The sequence below is a fragment of the Parcubacteria group bacterium genome (assembly GCA_041659505.1).
In the GTDB taxonomy this organism is placed as follows: domain Bacteria; phylum Patescibacteriota; class Minisyncoccia; order Moranbacterales; family UBA2206; genus UBA9630.
In genome coordinates, this window is sequence record JBAZYF010000001.1 from 580,242 (window position 1) to 598,037 (window position 17,796).

General features: G+C 43.6%; 14 protein-coding genes. 10 read left to right on the forward strand and 4 right to left on the reverse strand.

The genetic code is table 11. From position 1 onward, the window contains the following. Positions 1–34: 34 nt before the first annotated feature. The 4 genes from WC848_02680 to WC848_02695 all read right to left on the reverse strand — a co-directional run bounded on the left by WC848_02680 (position 35) and on the right by WC848_02695 (position 5,666). On the reverse strand, positions 35–3,445 hold the full coding sequence (locus WC848_02680) for an efflux RND transporter permease subunit (GenBank protein ID MFA5961559.1): 3,411 nt from the start codon (positions 3,443–3,445) through the stop codon (positions 35–37). 238 nt (positions 3,446–3,683) lie between these two features. Beyond that, a complete protein-coding gene (locus tag WC848_02685) occupies positions 3,684–4,757 on the reverse strand; it encodes an efflux RND transporter periplasmic adaptor subunit (protein ID MFA5961560.1) in 1,074 nt (357 codons plus the stop codon). A 160-nt stretch (positions 4,758–4,917) separates the two neighbouring features. Continuing rightward, positions 4,918–5,094, reverse strand: a complete 177-nt coding sequence (locus WC848_02690; protein ID MFA5961561.1) for a hypothetical protein — start codon at positions 5,092–5,094, stop codon at positions 4,918–4,920. A 221-nt stretch (positions 5,095–5,315) separates the two neighbouring features. Then, positions 5,316–5,666 (reverse strand): hypothetical protein, encoded by a 351-nt coding sequence (locus WC848_02695; protein MFA5961562.1) that lies wholly within the window; start codon positions 5,664–5,666, stop codon positions 5,316–5,318. A 368-nt stretch (positions 5,667–6,034) separates the two neighbouring features. Between WC848_02695 and WC848_02700 the strand changes: the two genes are divergently transcribed. From WC848_02700 to WC848_02745, 10 genes are all read left to right on the forward strand, one after another. Beyond that, positions 6,035–6,343, forward strand: a complete 309-nt coding sequence (locus WC848_02700; GenBank protein ID MFA5961563.1) for a hypothetical protein — start codon at positions 6,035–6,037, stop codon at positions 6,341–6,343. Positions 6,344–6,510: 167 nt separating this feature from the next. Next, positions 6,511–6,678, forward strand: a complete 168-nt coding sequence (locus WC848_02705) for a hypothetical protein (protein ID MFA5961564.1) — start codon at positions 6,511–6,513, stop codon at positions 6,676–6,678. Between the two features lie 106 nt (positions 6,679–6,784). Next, positions 6,785–7,591 carry an N-acetylmuramoyl-L-alanine amidase gene (locus WC848_02710; GenBank protein ID MFA5961565.1) on the forward strand — a complete coding sequence of 269 codons (807 nt, stop codon included), beginning with the start codon at positions 6,785–6,787 and terminating at the stop codon, positions 7,589–7,591. Between the two features lies 1 nt (position 7,592). Further along, positions 7,593–8,669 carry a PEP-utilizing enzyme gene (locus WC848_02715; protein MFA5961566.1) on the forward strand — a complete coding sequence of 359 codons (1,077 nt, stop codon included), beginning with the start codon at positions 7,593–7,595 and terminating at the stop codon, positions 8,667–8,669. A gap of 3 nt (positions 8,670–8,672) precedes the next feature. Then, positions 8,673–8,954 (forward strand): hypothetical protein, encoded by a 282-nt coding sequence (locus WC848_02720; GenBank protein MFA5961567.1) that lies wholly within the window; start codon positions 8,673–8,675, stop codon positions 8,952–8,954. Between the two features lie 72 nt (positions 8,955–9,026). Continuing rightward, complete coding sequence (locus tag WC848_02725) at positions 9,027–9,320, forward strand: hypothetical protein (protein MFA5961568.1); 294 nt, start codon at positions 9,027–9,029, stop codon at positions 9,318–9,320. Between the two features lie 353 nt (positions 9,321–9,673). Then, entirely contained in the window at positions 9,674–13,111 is a 3,438-nt protein-coding gene (locus WC848_02730) for a DNA-directed RNA polymerase subunit beta (GenBank protein ID MFA5961569.1), read from the forward strand. 180 nt (positions 13,112–13,291) lie between these two features. Continuing rightward, on the forward strand, positions 13,292–16,885 hold the full coding sequence (gene rpoC, locus WC848_02735) for a DNA-directed RNA polymerase subunit beta' (GenBank protein ID MFA5961570.1): 3,594 nt from the start codon (positions 13,292–13,294) through the stop codon (positions 16,883–16,885). A gap of 168 nt (positions 16,886–17,053) precedes the next feature. Continuing rightward, entirely contained in the window at positions 17,054–17,440 is a 387-nt protein-coding gene (locus WC848_02740) for a response regulator (protein ID MFA5961571.1), read from the forward strand. Between the two features lie 128 nt (positions 17,441–17,568). Next, a complete protein-coding gene (locus tag WC848_02745) occupies positions 17,569–17,718 on the forward strand; it encodes a hypothetical protein (protein ID MFA5961572.1) in 150 nt (49 codons plus the stop codon). Positions 17,719–17,796 lie beyond the last annotated feature (78 nt).

The following is a 17,796-nucleotide window of genomic DNA, read 5'->3' on the forward strand; positions in this document are numbered from 1 at the left end:
CTTTTACGTTGGGTAAAAATAATATCCCAAAAAATTAAAACATCTTCTTCTCTTTCACCAAACTCAAATACAACGCCGGAACAATAAAAAGCGTGAGGAATGAGGAAAGGATAAGTCCAAAGACAATTGTGCTGCCCAGGGCTCGCCAGGTTTCGTTGGAGAGGGTGATGGGGATGATGCCAAAGATTGTGCAGATCGAAGTGATGAAGATCGCTTCGATTCTGGATTTGCCGGCATCAACGACGGACTCGAAAAAGGGAATGTCGCTTTTGATGTTCAAGTTGATCTTGTCAATGAGAATGATGGCGTTTTTTACTACGATGCCAAACAGCGCGAGAATTCCAATGAGACCGGGGAAACTCAAAGTGATTTGGAAAATGGCCATGCCGATGAACACGCCGATGAGGGCGAGCGGGAGGGTGACTAGCACGATCATAGATTGCTTGAATGAGTTGAATTGAATGATGAGGGTGGAGAGAATGAGCGCCATGGCGATGACCATCGCGTTAATGATTGACGTGACGGACTCGGCGTTTTGTTCGTTTTCACCGCCATAGACGATTGAGTAACCGTCTGGCAGGACATAGTCGCTGGCGACTCTTTTTTGAAATTCGCTCACGACCGAGGCGGGAATGGTTTTGCCTTCCACGCCAGCCGAGAGGAGCACGGCTTTTTTCTGGTCAATGTGTGTGATGGTTCCCACGGAGGGCTTGAGTTCAATTTTGGCGACGTCCTTCAAAAAGACCGGTTGACCTTTGAGGTTGGTGATTTCCATATTTTGGACTGCCGCGAGATCAGGCAATTTATCTTCCGAGAAACTGGCGTTGACATCAATTTCTTTGGTATCACGAATAACGGTGCTGATTTTTGTTCCGGAAATGGCCATGCGGATTGTGGAACCAATCATGGAGGCATTGAGGTCATAGAGTTCCATTTTTGCGCTATCGAGCATGAAAGTATATTCAGCTGGAGCGGATTTGAGTGAGGTGTCAATGTCCACAACGCCGGGAATGTTTGCGAGTATTGGGCGCAGATCGCCAGAAATTTTGTCGAGCACTTGCAGATCATCCCCGATGATTCTCGCTTCAAAAGCACTGCCAGCTGGTGGCCCGCCACCAGGGGACTCAACCTTGATGGTGACTCCGGTAATTGAATTCATATCCTCGCGGATTTTTTTAGCCAAGTCATAGGAAGTGATTTTTCTCGCGTCTTTGTCTTTGAGGGCAAGTACAATTCCACCTAAGTGTGAGACGCTACCGGAAACTCCACCGCCTGTGCCGTCAGGCGAGATGCCCGGGCGACCGATCACGGTGGAAAAATTATCAATCTCGCCATATTTCAAAAGTTTTTCCTCCATTTGCACAGCAAGTTTGTTCGTTTCAGCAAGATTTAGTCCGATGGGCGCTTCAAAAGTGAGATAGATATTGTCTTCGTTGGAAGCGGGGAAAAATTCTGTTTTCACAATACCAGTAATGGGAAGCGCAATGGCGAAAAGAAAAAGAGCGAGCGTGACAAAAATCAAAGTCAAACGGCGTTTTTTGGTGGAGACAAAGACACGCAGATATCTTTCATAGATCGGAATGACCGCGTCAAAATGAACGATGCCATGGATGAGGCGAGAGAAAAAATTTTCATTTTCGCAAGTTCCCTGACAACGCAACTTTTCCTTGATCGCTTCATCGCTTTGCCATTCGCGGTCCATCAGTTTTTGGTTTTCAGCCAACTTTTTTCGCCCATCGCGCGCGTACCATCTGCCGAGGAAAAAGAGAATGACAACAAAAATCGCGCCAATAATAATCGTATAGACATTTTTTTGCCAAAAAAGAAAGGCAGCGAGAGCGCAGAGGAGCGTGAAATAGATCCAAAAAGCTTTTTTAGTGAGACGAATGCGCTCAAGCACGGCCGCGAGAGGGTGGTTGATCATGAGAGCGATAAGGAGAGACGCAATCAGTGTCACAGAAACAGTGATCGGAATGGATTTGATGAAAGAACCGATGATTCCGGTGGCAAAAAGCAGGGGCAAAAAGGCCCAGGTGGTGGCCAGTGTTGTTGAGGTGAGCACAACTTTGAAGTCACTCAGCACCAAAAGCACGGCTTCTTCTGGGGTGAATTTTCCGGTTTTCAAATATTGCTTTGTCGCGCTCACAACCACAATCGCATCATCAACCAAAAGTCCGAGCGCCAAGATGAGAGAAAAAATGGAAAGAAAATTAAGCGAAATTCCCGTGAGATTCATCACGCCAAAAGTGGCAAAGAAAACCAAAGGAATGGCGAGCCCCGCCACAATCGCTTCTTTGAGTCCGACGATGAGAAAGAGTGTGACAAAAACCAAAACCAAAGTGATCAAAAAGTCGTGGGTCAGTTGGGTGAAATCTTTTTGAATTAGTTTGGAAAAATCAGTCGTAGCGGCATATTGCACGCCCGGTGCAAAAGTTTTGATTTTCGCGTCAATGACTTCTCTTGCGCTCGCAACAGTGTCAATAATTGATCCGCCAGTTTTTTTGATAATATCAATATTGACCGCTTCTTTCGGCTCGGAGCCCGCAATGGAAAAACGCGAATAGACGGTGCGTTTGATCGCTCTTTCTTCCACGGTTGCAATGTCTTTGAGGTAAACAATAGCATTGTTGTCGCCATGGAAAACGGGAATATCGCCAAGCTTTTCGGCATCAAAAAAACGATTATCGGTGCGAATGGGATAGCTAAATTCGTTGCCTTCAAAATTTCCGCCCGGAAAAGCGACATTTGACGCGGCGACCGCTTGATTGGCCTGTGTCGCTGAAAGCCCATAGCCGGACAATTTTTGCGGGTCATAGGCGATGGAAAATTCCCGCTCGTCTCCACCGGAAACTTGCACTTCGCGCACACCCGGCAATTTTTCCAATTCGTCTTTGATGTCATCGCCGTAGCGACGCAAGGTGAACCCGTCATAGGGTCCAGTGAGCGAGAGGGAGAGGATTGGCGTGTCATCAAAAGAAATTTCGTTGAGTTCCGGGTCATTGGCATCCGTTGGCAAGTCTTTGATAGACGTGAGCTTATCACGCAAACGTCTGATGGCATCATCTTGATTTTCGCTCGTGTCAAATTCAACGGAAATGGCCGAAAAAGAATTGGAGGAACTGGAAGTGATTTTTTTGATGCCTTTCACGCCGGAAATTCCGGTCTCGATTTTTTTGGTCACCAACTCTTCCACATCAGTCGGGGAGGCTCCAGGATAGGTGGTGGAGATCATTGCAAAGGGAACTTTGACTTCCGGGTTAGATTCACGAGGTAGTTTATTGTAGGAAAAAATACCCCAGCCGGTGAGAAGGACAATAAGGAGAACTACCACGCGAAAATTGACCACAAAAAAATTGAGCCAAGTTTTGCGCAAGGACGGCTTAAATTCCAACTGATCTAGGTAGCGTTGGTCGGATGATTTGTGTTTAGGGGTTTGGTCGGACATATGATGTTCTCTACGAATTACGAATTTATACGAATGTACGAATATACAAATATCTTGCCGGAGTGGGTTTGCCTGCTGGCTGATAGGCAGGCAAGCTCGTTCCTGCGTAATCCACCTCATCCGGCCTTCGGCCACCTTCTCCTTGGTAAGGAGAAGGGCATTCTTTCGTATTTTGTCCCCTCTCCTTACTAAGGAGATTTTACCTTCAACGATTTGAAGGTAAAAGGGTGAGGTGGATTTAAAGTTTCACCTCCACCGCATCCCCATCTTTGAGCGACTTATTTCCTGAAACAATAATCTGTGTATCTTTTGGCAAATCTAACTTAACCTCAGCAATCTCACCAGTGATGTGATCAATGGTTAGATTGATTTTTTTGGCTTTGCCATTGGAGGCGATAAAAAGATAGCTTTCATTTTGTCCGACAGTAATCGAAGAGAGGGGAAGCAGGATTGCGTCTGTTTTTTGAGGTTGCTCTGTGATGTTCAGAGAAACATTAATAATCGTTCCGCTAAGCAAAGTATTTTTTTCCAACGGCGCTGCTTCGATTAGAAACTTTTTTGTCGCAGGGTCTGCTTGAGAGGAAATGTTGGTAATTTTTGCGCTAAAAGTTTTTCCGTCATTATCAGTTAGACTCACAGTAAGACCAAGGGAAAAATGGAAAAATTGCTCTTGGTCAACAAAAAACTGCACTTTTAGTTTTCCAGTTTTGCTAATCGTGGTGAGCACGTCTCCCGCGGAAACACTGTCTCCCAGGGAAACTTGTTTTGAGGTAACGACGCCGGAAATTGGTGCGGTAATGAGGTGGGCGTCTAGTGCTCCGGAAAGAGCGATCTGAGCATCTTCATATTGCCTCTTGGCAATGTCACGCGCACTGCGGTTGGCAAAGCTATCAACTTTTTTGTAATTATTTTCAGCCAGTTGTAAAGATTCTTTGGCAATTCGCACGGCTTGTTCCAACGCTTGAATTTGTGCGCTTTGGAAATTATTTTTTCCTGCCTCAGAATTGTTGCCGGTGTCATCAATTTTCACGAGCGTTTGACCTTGGGCGACATTTTTCCCCAAATCAAAGTTAATATTTGTGACCGTTCCGCCAGATTTGGCGGTAATCTTCGCTTCATCTTGTCCCATCACCGTCGCGGGGAAGAGTAGGGTTTTTTTGAGCGTGGCGCTCTGGGCAATCGTTTGCACGCCGACCGGTGTTGCAGTCGCTTCGGGCGTCGCGGGAGCAGAGCTTTGTGAGTTGGATTTTTGATAGCCCCAAAAAGCAATGAGGGCGAGAACTAAAATGAGAGGAATGAGGATTTTTTTCATAAAAATAAGTTAAATTAAGTTAGCCACTCGACTTTGAATTTTAGGTGAAATTGGCTTTTTTGTCAAACAAAATGAGGAAAGAAAAAAGGCTTTCATTGTTTAGCATTGCTTTGCTATTCAATGAAAGCCCAGTGTTGTTTGGCCGATTGACTGTTTAAAATTACCAGAGAGCGCAGGCGTCTCCTTCCTTGCATTGAAACATATCCAGAACTTCCCCGGCGATAGCGGCCTTCGTCTCATCGTCTCCTGTGAAAACCACCTTCCGAACGCCGTTACTGAAGTCAATTTCCACATCACAATTGTATTTGCGCGACGCAGCCTTTACAATTCTGGCCATGATCTCCAGATTGGCATCCTCGATATTTATCGGAACCATATTCAAGACCATACTCCCTCCGTTATTTTTGCGTCATTCGTTGATGACGCTGTTAGTTTTGGCACAGCCGGGAAATCCGGTGGCCATATTGAAAGTTTTAGCACGTTTAATCTGCTTAGTCAAAATAAAAACCGGACTATTTGATTAATCCGATTTTTTGAGAAAACTAGGTTCTTGTGAAGTTACATTTTCTTGAAAGAAATTTTGTAGACCGGCTCATAGGCGTTGTCGTATTCATCTTTAATCTCGACAGTCTTGCCTTCCATCAGAGTCGACATCGCCACATCGGTGATTTCCTGGTCGAGTTCTTCGGCTTTTTTCTTGAGCGCTTCCAGTTTGGCATAGCGCTCTCCCATTCGGCTTTGGGTCATGGCTTCAATTTGTTTTTTCTTCTCGCGCAGTTTTTTCAGTTCATCTGTTACTTCAACATAACCATTGGCGTTCATCAATGCATCGGTGTATTCTTTGCGAATTTCTTTTTGCTCTTTTTTTGTGACTTGGAGCGTGTCAAACAGGTCTTGGATGTTTTGCATTTACTTTGATACGACGTAGCCTCTTCGACCCGCCATAGCTTTAGCGGAGGAGGTTGGCGTAGTCGATTTTTAAAAATATTTATTAGCCACAAGATTGATGATAGCATAGATTTTTAAAAAGGGGAAAATATTGTTCGTAGAGACGCCCCGCTGGGACGTCTAGAGCCATAATTGATATCCAATGGGTTTGTAATTAAGGCGTGGATTAGGGCAAAGCATCAAAGACGCCCCAGCGGGGCGTCTCTACGAAAAATGCCTTCATAAAGCCAAAAATCCAGCACTTGACTTTTTAGTCAAAAAGTGCTATGATTACTTGATTAGAAAAATAGAAAATAATATAAAAAAACAACTGAAAAAGGAGAGGAAAAATGAGAAAAGAATTTAAGATTCTTAGCTGGGTTGCTGTTGCTGCGGTCTTCTTGATTGGTATTGGCTATGGCATCTCCCTTGTTAGTTTAGACAATCAAGAAAGAGTTTCGAAGATTGTCCATCAAGGAAAGGCGGAAGCTCCATATATCGATATAAATAAGAAGCTCAAGAATGATTTGGCCAACGCCAAGATGCTTCTTATGGTTATCGAAGATCGGAAACTCGAAGGCAAACCCTATTCCGCTTCTGAGGAAAAGGAGCAGCAACAGTTTGTTGCAGATCTCCAGGCAGTTTTGGAAAAAAGGTAACTAACGCCCTGAACCTAGGGCGAGCAACGAAAAAATATGAGGGGATTTCTGGAAACCAGAGACCCTCTTTTATGATGGAAAAATTTTACAGATTTAAAAATTGATGTTAGCTTGGAAATAGGCTATTTCTAATCGTTTTTTAAACTTTAATCATAAAGGAGGCGGTTATGAACATTGGCGCGGTTACGGTGGGATTGTTTGTGCTTGCGGTAGGTTTTCTCATAGTTCCTTTATTGAAAAAGGCGTGGAAGGATTTTTATTATGAAGAAGATGGGGATTTTCCGGTCAGTGATGATATTAATGCTCGAATAACAGAGATGGATTGGCAAAGATAGGAGTATGTTTACAAATAGGATGGTAAATGTGGACATAGGGGAAGTTGGCTTATTGAAACCAACTTCCCTCATTTTTTTTCTAGGGCAGTTGTGCTAAACTAACAACATGCTCAAAAAAACCAAAATTCAAATAATAACAAGTGTGGCTTTAGGCGTCATTTTGATTGGGGCTTTTTTTTATTTTCATAAAGCTGGTGAAAATAAAAAAGTAGAGCTTAACCTGGCGCAAAATAGTGAGGAGCAAAAGCAAGAGATGGTTGAAGAAAATATTAGTAATCAAGATAATAATGCTGATATTCCGGAAAAGGTGGACCCGCTTTCGCTAACCTCCTCCGCTGAAGAGCTACGGCGGGTCGAGGAGCTACAGCGTGGCGAAGGAAAAGACACCAAAGTCGTAGATAATTCATCAACTGCTGATGCAAGTGGTGAGGCGGAAGCGCCGAAAGTGACCAAGCTATCCATTGCAAATCGACTTGTTTCTTTCGGATTTCAAGCGTCTTCGGAGCGGAAAATCGACACGATTATTATTCATTCGTCCTATGATGCAATTGGTGATGATCCATATTCGGTTAGCGGCGTAATCGCGGAATACAAGAGCTATGGCGTGTCTCCGCACTATCTGATTGATCGCAAGGGCAAAGTGTACCGACTTGTCGAAGACAAAAATATCGCCTATCATGCGGGAGAGAGCAAGATGCCGGACGGTCGCACGGGCGTGAACGCGTTTTCCATCGGGGTGGAGATGCTCACCACTAAAAAAGATAAGTTGACCAGTGCGCAATATTCCGCGCTGAAACTGCTTATTGCGGATCTCAAGGGGAAATATAAAATCGGTGATGTCTTGGGGCACAATCAGATTGCACCGGGCAGGAAGGATGATCCTTGGAATTTTGAGTGGAATAAATTGAAATAATATGCTCAAGAGAAAAAAAATTTCTGTTTCTTTGCCTATTTTAAAAAAAGTTCCCTATCGGACATTTCTTGATATGCCTGCCAAATTGGCTGGCGTGCCAATGTTTTATACTGTATTTTTCAGTCTTGGTTCTTTGAATGCGGAGCATTTTAGTAATCTTTTTTTATCTTCGCCAAAAAGGTATGAGAAGAAAAGTGTTGAGGGAGTTTTTCAGGAGGTTAAAAATTTTCGGCAGTTGGAAAAATTTTATAAAACATATTGGCACAAGCTATCAGACGAAGAAAAAATTGCATACGGACTTATTTTGTTGCATGCTAATTTTTCTTCTTGGCTTACTGACGGGATTTATGAAATTATGATAGATTGTCCGCCTTCCGGTTTTAATGTGGAGAGTCAAGTTTCGGTGGAAAAATTACCAACGCTAGAGATTATAAAGAAAAAATCAACAGCTGCCTTTATGGGTGCAGATAAGGATATTTATGATTTTATAGAGAAGATTATGAAAGAGCTGGCAGTGATAATTTCTAAAAATAGAGAAATTGTGAAGGCGGTGCATAGGAGGGAAATGAGGCGAATAATGAGTTTTACAAATTTTTATGAGTTGATGCAAAATTCTATATTGCAGCTTCTCTATAGTCATCCAGGAGTATCTCGTTTTCAAAAGCCAGTTTCTGAAATATTTTTCAAAAATATCGGGCATTCTATTTCCAAACCAAAGAAGTATTATCTTTTTCCGAAAAAAGAGAGAAGAGGATTGGTGGGGTTGTCAGCCTCTCCTGGAAAAGTTGTGGGGGTCGCAGTAGTGTATAATTGGCTGAATAGTGCTCATGAAAAAATCAAAAAAGGAAATATTTTAGTTTGTCCAAAAACTGATCCGGCCTGGGTTTCGCTTATGCGTAAGGTTTCGGGTGTGATTACTGAAAGTGGAGGCGTGCTCTCGCATGCAGCTATTGTCGCGAGAGAGCTTGGGATACCTTGCATCGTTGGTCTTTTTGGCGCAATGAAAAAAATAAAGAGTGGTGACTTGCTGAAGATGGACGCTGATAGAGGGACAGTTAAAATTATTAAGAAAAAATAAGCTATGCAAATCATTATCGAAATCAAAAATAAAATCACCAAACTGATCCTCAAGGATGGCCAAAAAACTGTTGACGAGGTGGTTTTTGGGGCGGAGGAAAATATTTCCGAAAAACTGTTGCCTAATTTTGACGTGCTGCTCAAGAAAAATGAGTTTACTTTAGAGGATATTGCTAATGTCGAGGTGGAAACTGATTTGGGCGACACTTTCACGTCCCGAAGAATCGCCGAAGCGATGAAAAATGCTTTTCTATGGACTAAAAAGAACAAAAACCAGAAAATTTGACAATTTTACTAGAAAAGACTATTTTTTCTAGTCACAGTTCGTTTTGTTAACATCCAAGGGGAGGGCACGGCTATGAAAAAAGTTTTAAGTGGTAATGGCGGTTTTCCTGATAATGCGGTAGAAATTATAGTTTCAGGAATCAATAGGCTTTTAAAAAAGCCAACCGCCGATGAGATTGCTTGCCATCGCGAATGGGAAGCGGGGGATTTTCGAGACGAATACCAATGTCTCGAAAGGGAAAATAAAATTCTCAAAAAGACAATTTCCGCGTTGGAAGCGGAAATTACGCTTCTCAAAAAAGATAACGCTGAATTAAAGGAGGTGGCTGACGACCTCCTGGGCGAAATCTTTGAAGCAAGTGGGTAGATGTTAAGGCTAATCAGAGCCGCAATCTGCCAAAACCGCCGGTCAACAAACCGGCGGTATTATTTTTGCTTGACACAAATTTCTAAAATAGTGTATAATACTGTTGTAATGAAAAAAAGCACAACTATACTTTCTTAGATTTTTGCGTCCGCTAAAAAAATAGCGGGTGGCTTGCTTTATTTTTGATGTTGTGCAATACTGATTTTAGTGCTTATTTTACTTGAAAATAACTTCTCCACCTACCATGGGGAATTTGAAATTTTGAATAAAAAGAATTAGGTAAACTTAATACTTTAATATAAATCTCATTTAAATTATTATTTCTCGGGTGAGAATAGAGAAATAATAAGGCAATGAGCACTATTTGTATGCTTAAAGACTCCAAGAGTTTAAAGGTAAAAGATGCCTTTGGTTCGCAATCTTCTCTGTCCAAGAGAAAATTTTTCAAATCAATGTCTATGGTATCTTTGCCAAACTTGATTGAGGTTCAGTTGAATTCCTACAACTGGCTCCTAGAAAAGGGTCTCAAAGAGCTTTTGGATGAAGTCAACCCGATTGTGGACTTTACCGAAAAAGATTTGGAGCTGTCTTTCAAGGAATATTACTTGGACGAACCGAAATACAACGAAGTGGTGGCGAAGAATAAAAATATTTCCTATGAAGCGCCACTGCGATGCAAGGCGCAACTTCTCATCAAAAAAACCGGAGAGGTGAAAGAGCAGGAAATTTATCTGGGAGACTTTCCGCTGATGACTGATCGAGGAACCTTTATCATCAACGGCGTGGAAAGAGTGGTGGTCAGTCAGATCATTAGAAGCCCCGGTGTATTTTTCTCGATGGACTACCAAAAAGGCAAGAAATTGTTCGGTGCGAAAATTATTCCTAATCGAGGAGCGTGGCTGGAAATTGAGACGGACACGGAAGGCGCGATCTATGTAAAAATTGACCGGAAAAGAAAAGTAGCGATTACTTCACTTTTGCGGGCTTTTGGTTATGGCACTGACGCGAAACTTTTGGAACTTTTCAAAGATGCCGACAAGGGTGAAGTTTCTTTTATCGAGGAGACAATTAAAAAAGATATTGCGAAAAGCCAGGGAGAAGGTTACAAGGAAGTTTACAAAAGAATCCGTCCGGGAGATCTCGCAACAGAATCAAACGCCAAGCAAGTGATTGACTCGATGTTTTTTAGTTTTGAAAAATATGACTTTGGAGCTGTGGGACGCTACCGCTTGAACCAAAGACTTGAAGTGGAAGCGCCCAATGATGAATTGCATCGCGTTTTGACTCACGACGATTTGATCCGCATCATCAAAGAAATCATCCGACTGAACAATGATCCGATGGCGATTGCTGATGATATCGATCACCTGGGAAACAGACGCGTGCGCTCGGTAGGAGAGTTGGTGCAAAACAAATTGCGTGTCGGCTTTGCCAGAACTGTGCGAAACATTAAAGACCGGATGAGTACCTGCGACATGGAAACCGTCGTCCCAGGACAATTGGTCAATTCTCGCCCAATTGCTGCTTCGATCAAAGAATTTTTTGCTAGCTCGCAACTTTCGCAATTTATGGACCAGGTCAACCCGTTGGCCGAGCTTGAGCATAAGCGTCGTATCAGTGCGATGGGACCAGGCGGACTCACGCGAGAGCGCGCCGGTTTTGAAGTGCGCGACGTGCATCATTCTCATTATGGCCGGATCTGCCCGGTGGAAACTCCGGAAGGACCGAATATTGGTCTCGTTGGACATCTCGCAACGTATACTAAAATCAATCAATATGGTTTTCTAGAAACTCCTTATCTACGGGTATATAAGGAAGTCGACAACAATGAAGAGAAATTGACGAACCGAATTTTAGATGAAGAAGTGGAAGGTTTGGCAGTTGGAACTCTTTTGGATGAGACAGCGCTTAAAACAGTCTTGAAATCAAAAGCGAAAACGATCAAAGTCAAACCATTTGTGAGCCACGACATCGACTATATCAATGCGACAGTGGAAGATCGCAAAAACATAACGCACGCCGGAATTAAGATGGATGAATTTGGGAATATTTTGGACGCCGTTGTTGGTGCTCGCGTAAAGGGCAACACGACTGAAATTGAAGCGACAAAATTAGACTATATCGATGTTTCTGCCAAACAATGTATTTCTGTGGCAACTTCGCTCATTCCATTCTTGGAGCACGACGATGCTAACCGTGCACTCATGGGAAGCAATATGCAACGCCAAGCTGTGTCTTGCGTAAAACCACAAGCTCCGCTCGTGGGAACCGGCATTGAAGACAAGGCGGCAGTTGATTCAGGACAAGTGGTGGTGGCGCGCGCCGCAGGAGAAGTGACAGAAGTGGACGCGGATCATATTATTATTAAAGAAGAAGCTCCAGTGGGAGCAAAAAAACCTTTTCTCAAACGCGATTATCATTTGCAGAGTTTTGTTAAATCCAATGCCTTCACCTCGATGAATCAAGTGCCACGCGTGGCGAAGGGTGATGTGGTGAAAAAGGGACAACTTTTGGCTGACGGTGCTTCGACTGATCACGGTGAGCTATCGCTTGGACAAAACATTGTAGTGGCTTTCATTCCGTGGGAAGGTTCGAACTATGAAGACGCGATCATCATTTCTGAAAAATTGGTGCAAGATGATCGCTATAGTTCGATCCATATTGAAGATTTTTCAATCGATGTGCGTGACACTAAGCTTGGACCGGAACTCATCACTCGTGATATTCCAAACATTGGTGAAGAGCGCCTCAAAAACTTGGATGAAACGGGAATTATTGTGATTGGAGCCGAAGTCGCTTCTGGCGATATTCTCGTCGGAAAGATTTCTCCTAAAGGTGAAGGTGATTTGACGAGTGAAGAAAGATTATTGCGAGCAATTTTTGGAGAAAAATCAAGGGATGTCAAGGATAGCTCGCTCTATCTTCCCCATGGAGAATATGGCAAAGTGGTGGATATTAAAATCTTTTCTCGTGAACAAGGCGACAAACTTTCGACCGGTGTGATCCAGCAGATCCAAGTTAGCGTCGCTCAGCTCAAAAAAATCTCCGTTGGAGACAAGTTGGCCGGACGTCATGGAAACAAAGGTGTCATTTCTCGCATCGCTCCTGTTGAAGATATGCCATATCTGCCAGATGGAACTCCAGTGGATATGATTCTCAATCCACTCGGTGTCGCTTCACGTATGAACATCGGACAAATCTTGGAAACGCATCTTGGTTGGGCAGCGCTGAAATTGGGCTACAAAGCCGCGACTCCTGCGCTTGAAGGTGTGACCGAAAAACAGATCAAGGAAGAACTCAAAAAAGCCGGACTACCAGAAAGTGGAAAAGTGCGTTTGGTAAATGGACGCTCAGGAGAAAAATTTGATAATGATTCGACGGTGGGTGTGATGTATGTAATGAAACTCCACCATTTGGTCGATGACAAGATCCATATGCGATCGATCGGACCATACTCTTTGATTACACAGCAACCACTGGGAGGTAAAGCTCAATTTGGAGGCCAGCGTTTTGGAGAAATGGAAGTGTGGGCGCTGGAAGGTTATGGCGCATCTTACACTTTACAAGAAATGCTCACGATCAAATCAGATGACCAGATGGGACGATCAAAAGCCTATGAATCAATCATTAAGGGTGACCCGATCAAGAGTCCGAATGTGCCAGCTTCTTTCCATGTGCTGGTCAGTGAACTGAAAGGTCTTGGGCTGAATGTTGAACTGAATGAAACCAGTGCTGATGGGAATGAGGATGTGGATGAAGTGCGCGTGAATCAGGATGATGAAAGTATTTAAAGCCGATTCGAAACCAAAAACCGATGCGAAACTACGAATGAATGCGAATCTACGAAATAGAACCGATGCGAATTAACGAATGAATGCGAATCTACGAATAGGAAAAATAGTAAGGCGTTTAAAAATTAATAATTCGTATGTCCCCCGTTCGTAGTGGGGGTTCGCGAAGCGAATAACTTTATGATGGATTCAATCACTAACACCAAGACCAGCAATTTCTCCAGCGTGCGGCTGAAAATTGCCAGCCCGGAGGAAATCTTGGAATGGTCCAATGGCGAAGTAACGAAGCCGGAGACGATCAACTACCGGACTCAGCGTTATGAAAAAGATGGACTATTCTGCGAGAAAATTTTCGGACCTTCCCGGGACTGGGAATGTTATTGCGGAAAATATAAACGCATCCGCTACAAAGGCATTGTCTGCGACAAGTGCGGAGTGGAAGTGACCAGAAGCGTCGTGCGACGTGAACGGATGGGGCACATCAAACTTTCCGTGCCGGTTTCACATATCTGGTTTTTGCGGGGCGTGCCATCAAAAATTGGTCTGGCGCTGGGAATGGGTGTGCAAGATTTGGAGCGCGTGATTTATTTCTCGAGCTATGTGGTTTTGAGCGTGGACGAAGCAGAAAAGGAAAAAGCGCTGGCTCAGATCGAGCAAGAAGTGAAATCCAAGCAGAAAGAACTGGAAAAGAATTTTCAAGACGAAGAAGATAAGAAACGAACTAAATTGGAAGGACTGAAGGAAATCTACCGTAGTTCTAAGGAAGAATTGAAGGGTCTGCGTAAATATCAGATTATTTCCGAAATTGAATATTTCAATCTTTCTTCTCGTTATGGACAAGTCTTCACCGCCGGAATTGGCGCGGAAGCGATCAGAAAACTTTTGTCAGAATTGAATATGGAAGAGGAGATCGCTAAATATAAGGCGATGCTCGAGAGCGAGGAAGAAATCGCGGACAAGAAAAAAGTGATGAAGCGGATCAAACTGTTGAATGGTTTGGTGAACGCTAAACTCAAACCAGAGTGGATGCTGCCTGTCGTTATCCCTGTTATCCCACCGGATTTGCGACCGATGGTGGCCTTGGACGGAGGACGTTTTGCGACTTCTGACATTAATGACCTTTATCGTCGCATTATTAATCGCAATAACCGGTTGAAAAAACTGATGGAAATTGGTGCACCGGAAGTGATTACGAGAAACGAAAAGAGAATGCTGCAAGAAGCGGTGGATGCTCTTTTTGACAATAGCGCGCGAAAATCACAAGTCAGTGTGGCGGCTTCAACTGGACAACGCAGAGCTTTGAAATCCCTGGCGGACACTTTGAAAGGTAAACAAGGTCGTTTCCGTCAGAACCTTTTGGGAAAACGCGTCGACTATTCCGGACGAAGTGTGATCGTGGTCGGACCGAAATTGAAATTGCACCAATGCGGATTGCCAAAGAAAATGGCGTTGGAACTTTTCAAACCGTTTATTATCAACAAACTAATCGAAAGAGAATTGGCCTATAATGTCCGCTCAGCCGGAAAAATGGTCGAAGCAGAATCGGAAGAAGCTTATGATATCTTGGATGAGATTATTTCGCATCATTATGTACTTTTGAACCGCGCTCCAACACTGCATCGTTTGTCGATCCAAGCTTTTCAACCGGTGTTGATCGAAGGCAAGGCGATTCAGATCCACCCGATGGTTTGCTCGGCTTTCAATGCGGACTTCGATGGTGACCAGATGGCGGTGCATGTGCCACTGACTGACAAAGCGCGTTGGGAAAGTGCCAATTTGATGCTATCTTCCAAAAATCTTTTGAAACCAGCCAGCGGCGAACCGATCATTTCTCCAACCCTGGATATGGTGCTCGGTTGCTATTACATCACCCACATTCTCGCCGGCGCGAAAGGTGAAGGCCGAATTTTTGGCTCTGCTGATGAAGCAATTATGGCGCAGGAATTGGGACAAGTTGATGTGCGCGCGAAAATTAAGGTGCGCTTGAACGGGGAGATGCTAGAAACTTCTATCGGAAGGATTCGTCTGAATAATATTATTCCAATCGAACTGGGTTTCCAAAATTATGAAATGACCAAGAAGGAATTAAAATCCCTGGTGGCAAAAGTTTTGGAGCTTTGCGGACAAGAAACGACAGCAATCTTTGTGGATGAAATTAAAAATCTTGGTTTTGCTTCTGTCACAAAATCGGGAATCAGTTGGGGAATGGACGACTTGCAAGTGCCGACGGACAAGCAAGAGATTATGGACGAAGCAGAGACGAAAGTGGATGTGGTTAAAAAGCAATATAATCTGGGACTTTTGACGGAAAGTGAGCGCAAAGGCAAAGTGATTGAAATTTGGAATGATACGAAAAACAAAATCACGGATCGTGTGCGTGAATCGATGGACAAAGAAGGACCAGTTTATTCGATGGTCTATTCCAAAGCCCGTGGATCAGAATCCGTGGTGGTGCAGATGGCCGGTATGAAGGGTCTGATGGCCGGACCAACTGGAGAAACAATCGAACTGCCGATCAAGAGTTGTTTCAAAGAAGGAATGAATGTGTTGGAATATTTCATCTCCACTCATGGCGCGAGAAAAGGTATGGCGGACACTGCTCTTCGAACAGCGACTGCCGGATATCTGACGCGCCGTCTCGTGGACGTGGCGCAGGATGTGATTGTGCGTGAAGAGGATTGTCATGACACTGAGGGAGCATATATTTACAAAGAAGATTCAGATCGCATTGGACAAAATTTTGCCAGTCGTTCCGTCGGTCGTGTGCTTTCGGAAGATATCTTGGACGCCAAAGGCAAAGTTGTTTTGGAAACCGGCAAGATGATCACCAAAGAAGACGCGGAATTGATTGAAAAAGCCATGCCGGAAAAAATCAAGATCAGAACTGTCGCGACTTGCAAAACTCCGCGCGGAGTTTGTCAGAAATGCTATGGAATGGACTTGGGACGGGGACATTTGGTGGAAGTTGGACAAGCAGTGGGAATTGTGGCCGCGCAAGCGATTGGCGAGCCAGGAACCCAGCTCACTATGCGTACTTTCCACATTGGAGGTATTGCCGGATCGGACATCACCCAAGGTTTGCCTCGTGTGGAAGAAATTTTTGAAGCGCGTCCTCCAAAGGGAGAAGCGATCATTTCGGAAATTGATGGTAAAGTGACGGAAATTGAACACACTGACAAATCCGTAATTGTAAAAATTGAATCGACTGACACGGTGGATCTGGTCAAGGAATATCAAATCTCAATCGGCAGTACTTTGAAAGTCGCCGTGGGAGATCTTGTGGTCAAGGGAACACAACTCAGCGAAGGTCACATTGATCTGCGAAAACTCTATGAAACAATGGGACGAGAAGCAGTGCATCGCTATATCACTCGGGAAATTCAAGATGTGTACGCATCGCAAGGTGAAGGCATCAATGACAAGCACATTGAAGTGATCGTGCGCCAAATGTTCAGTCGCGTTTCAATTGTGACGGAAGGCGACAGTGACTTCTTGCCTGGAGATATTTTTGAAATCGATGAGTTTAATGAAGCTAATTTGCGCGCGAAAGCCAAGGGTGGCGAAGAAGCGACTGGTGAGCGGATTCTTTTGGGAATTACAAAAGTAGCTCTTTCCACGGAAAGCTTCCTTTCCGCAGCGTCCTTTCAAGAAACTGCTCGCGTGCTCATCAATGCCGCTGTTTCTGGCAAAGAAGACAAATTGCGTGGTCTCAAAGAAAACGTAATCATCGGAAAATTGATCCCAGCGGGAACTGGCTTTCATCGGCAAGACTAAAAGTTAAAATAGCCGTAATTTTCAAAAAGCACCTTGAGAAATCGAGGTGCTTTTTGGTTGTATTATTTTGAAAGTTGGATTATACTGATAAATAATAATAGGATAATCTAGATTTAATAATTTATCAAGAATAGATTTCTTACTTCCTCAAAAGCTATGGAAAAAAAAATGAATAAAACTACAAAAAAGAAGATCCTGATTATTGAAGATCAACAGGTTTTTATTGATATGTTTGGAGGTAAATTGAAACAAGATGGCTTTCAAGTTTCTGTGGCGATGAATGGAGCGTGGGGCATCAAAGAAGCGTTGGAAAATGACTTTGATCTTCTAGTGATTGACATGGTGATGCCTGCAATGAACGGAGAAGAGATTGTGGCGAAATTAAAAATAGAAGAGAAAACGAAAAATCTTCCCATTATAGTTTTGTCAGCTTCGGTTGATGAGGAAGCGCAAAAACGCGTTGAACAGATGGGTATCGTAGTCTTTTTTATCAAAACGCATATTACGCCGAGTGATCTTTCGCGTAAGATTACAGAAATCTTGAATCCTGCTTGACTTTTCCGAATTTGTGGTGTATACTATAAAGGTAATAAAGAGAGCGGGTGAGCCCGCTTTCTTTTTATTTTAATCAAAAATCTCTGTGATCGGGAGCTTAATTCTCGAGCAGGGACAAAAACAAAAATATGAAAAAAGCAAAAGAAGTGTGCAAATGCCCTGATTGTGTGAAGCGGGCGACAATGGACGCGGAAAACGAACTGATGAATTTCGCCATCCTTCTGGCTCTGATGCCAGCGCTGACCATCACCTTTTTGAGTAATGCCGGTTTTTTCTAAAAACCGCAATTTTAGGAGTTGCGCGTTTCACCTCACAGTCGTATTTTCTAAAAAAATAACTCGAACGCTCTTTTTTCT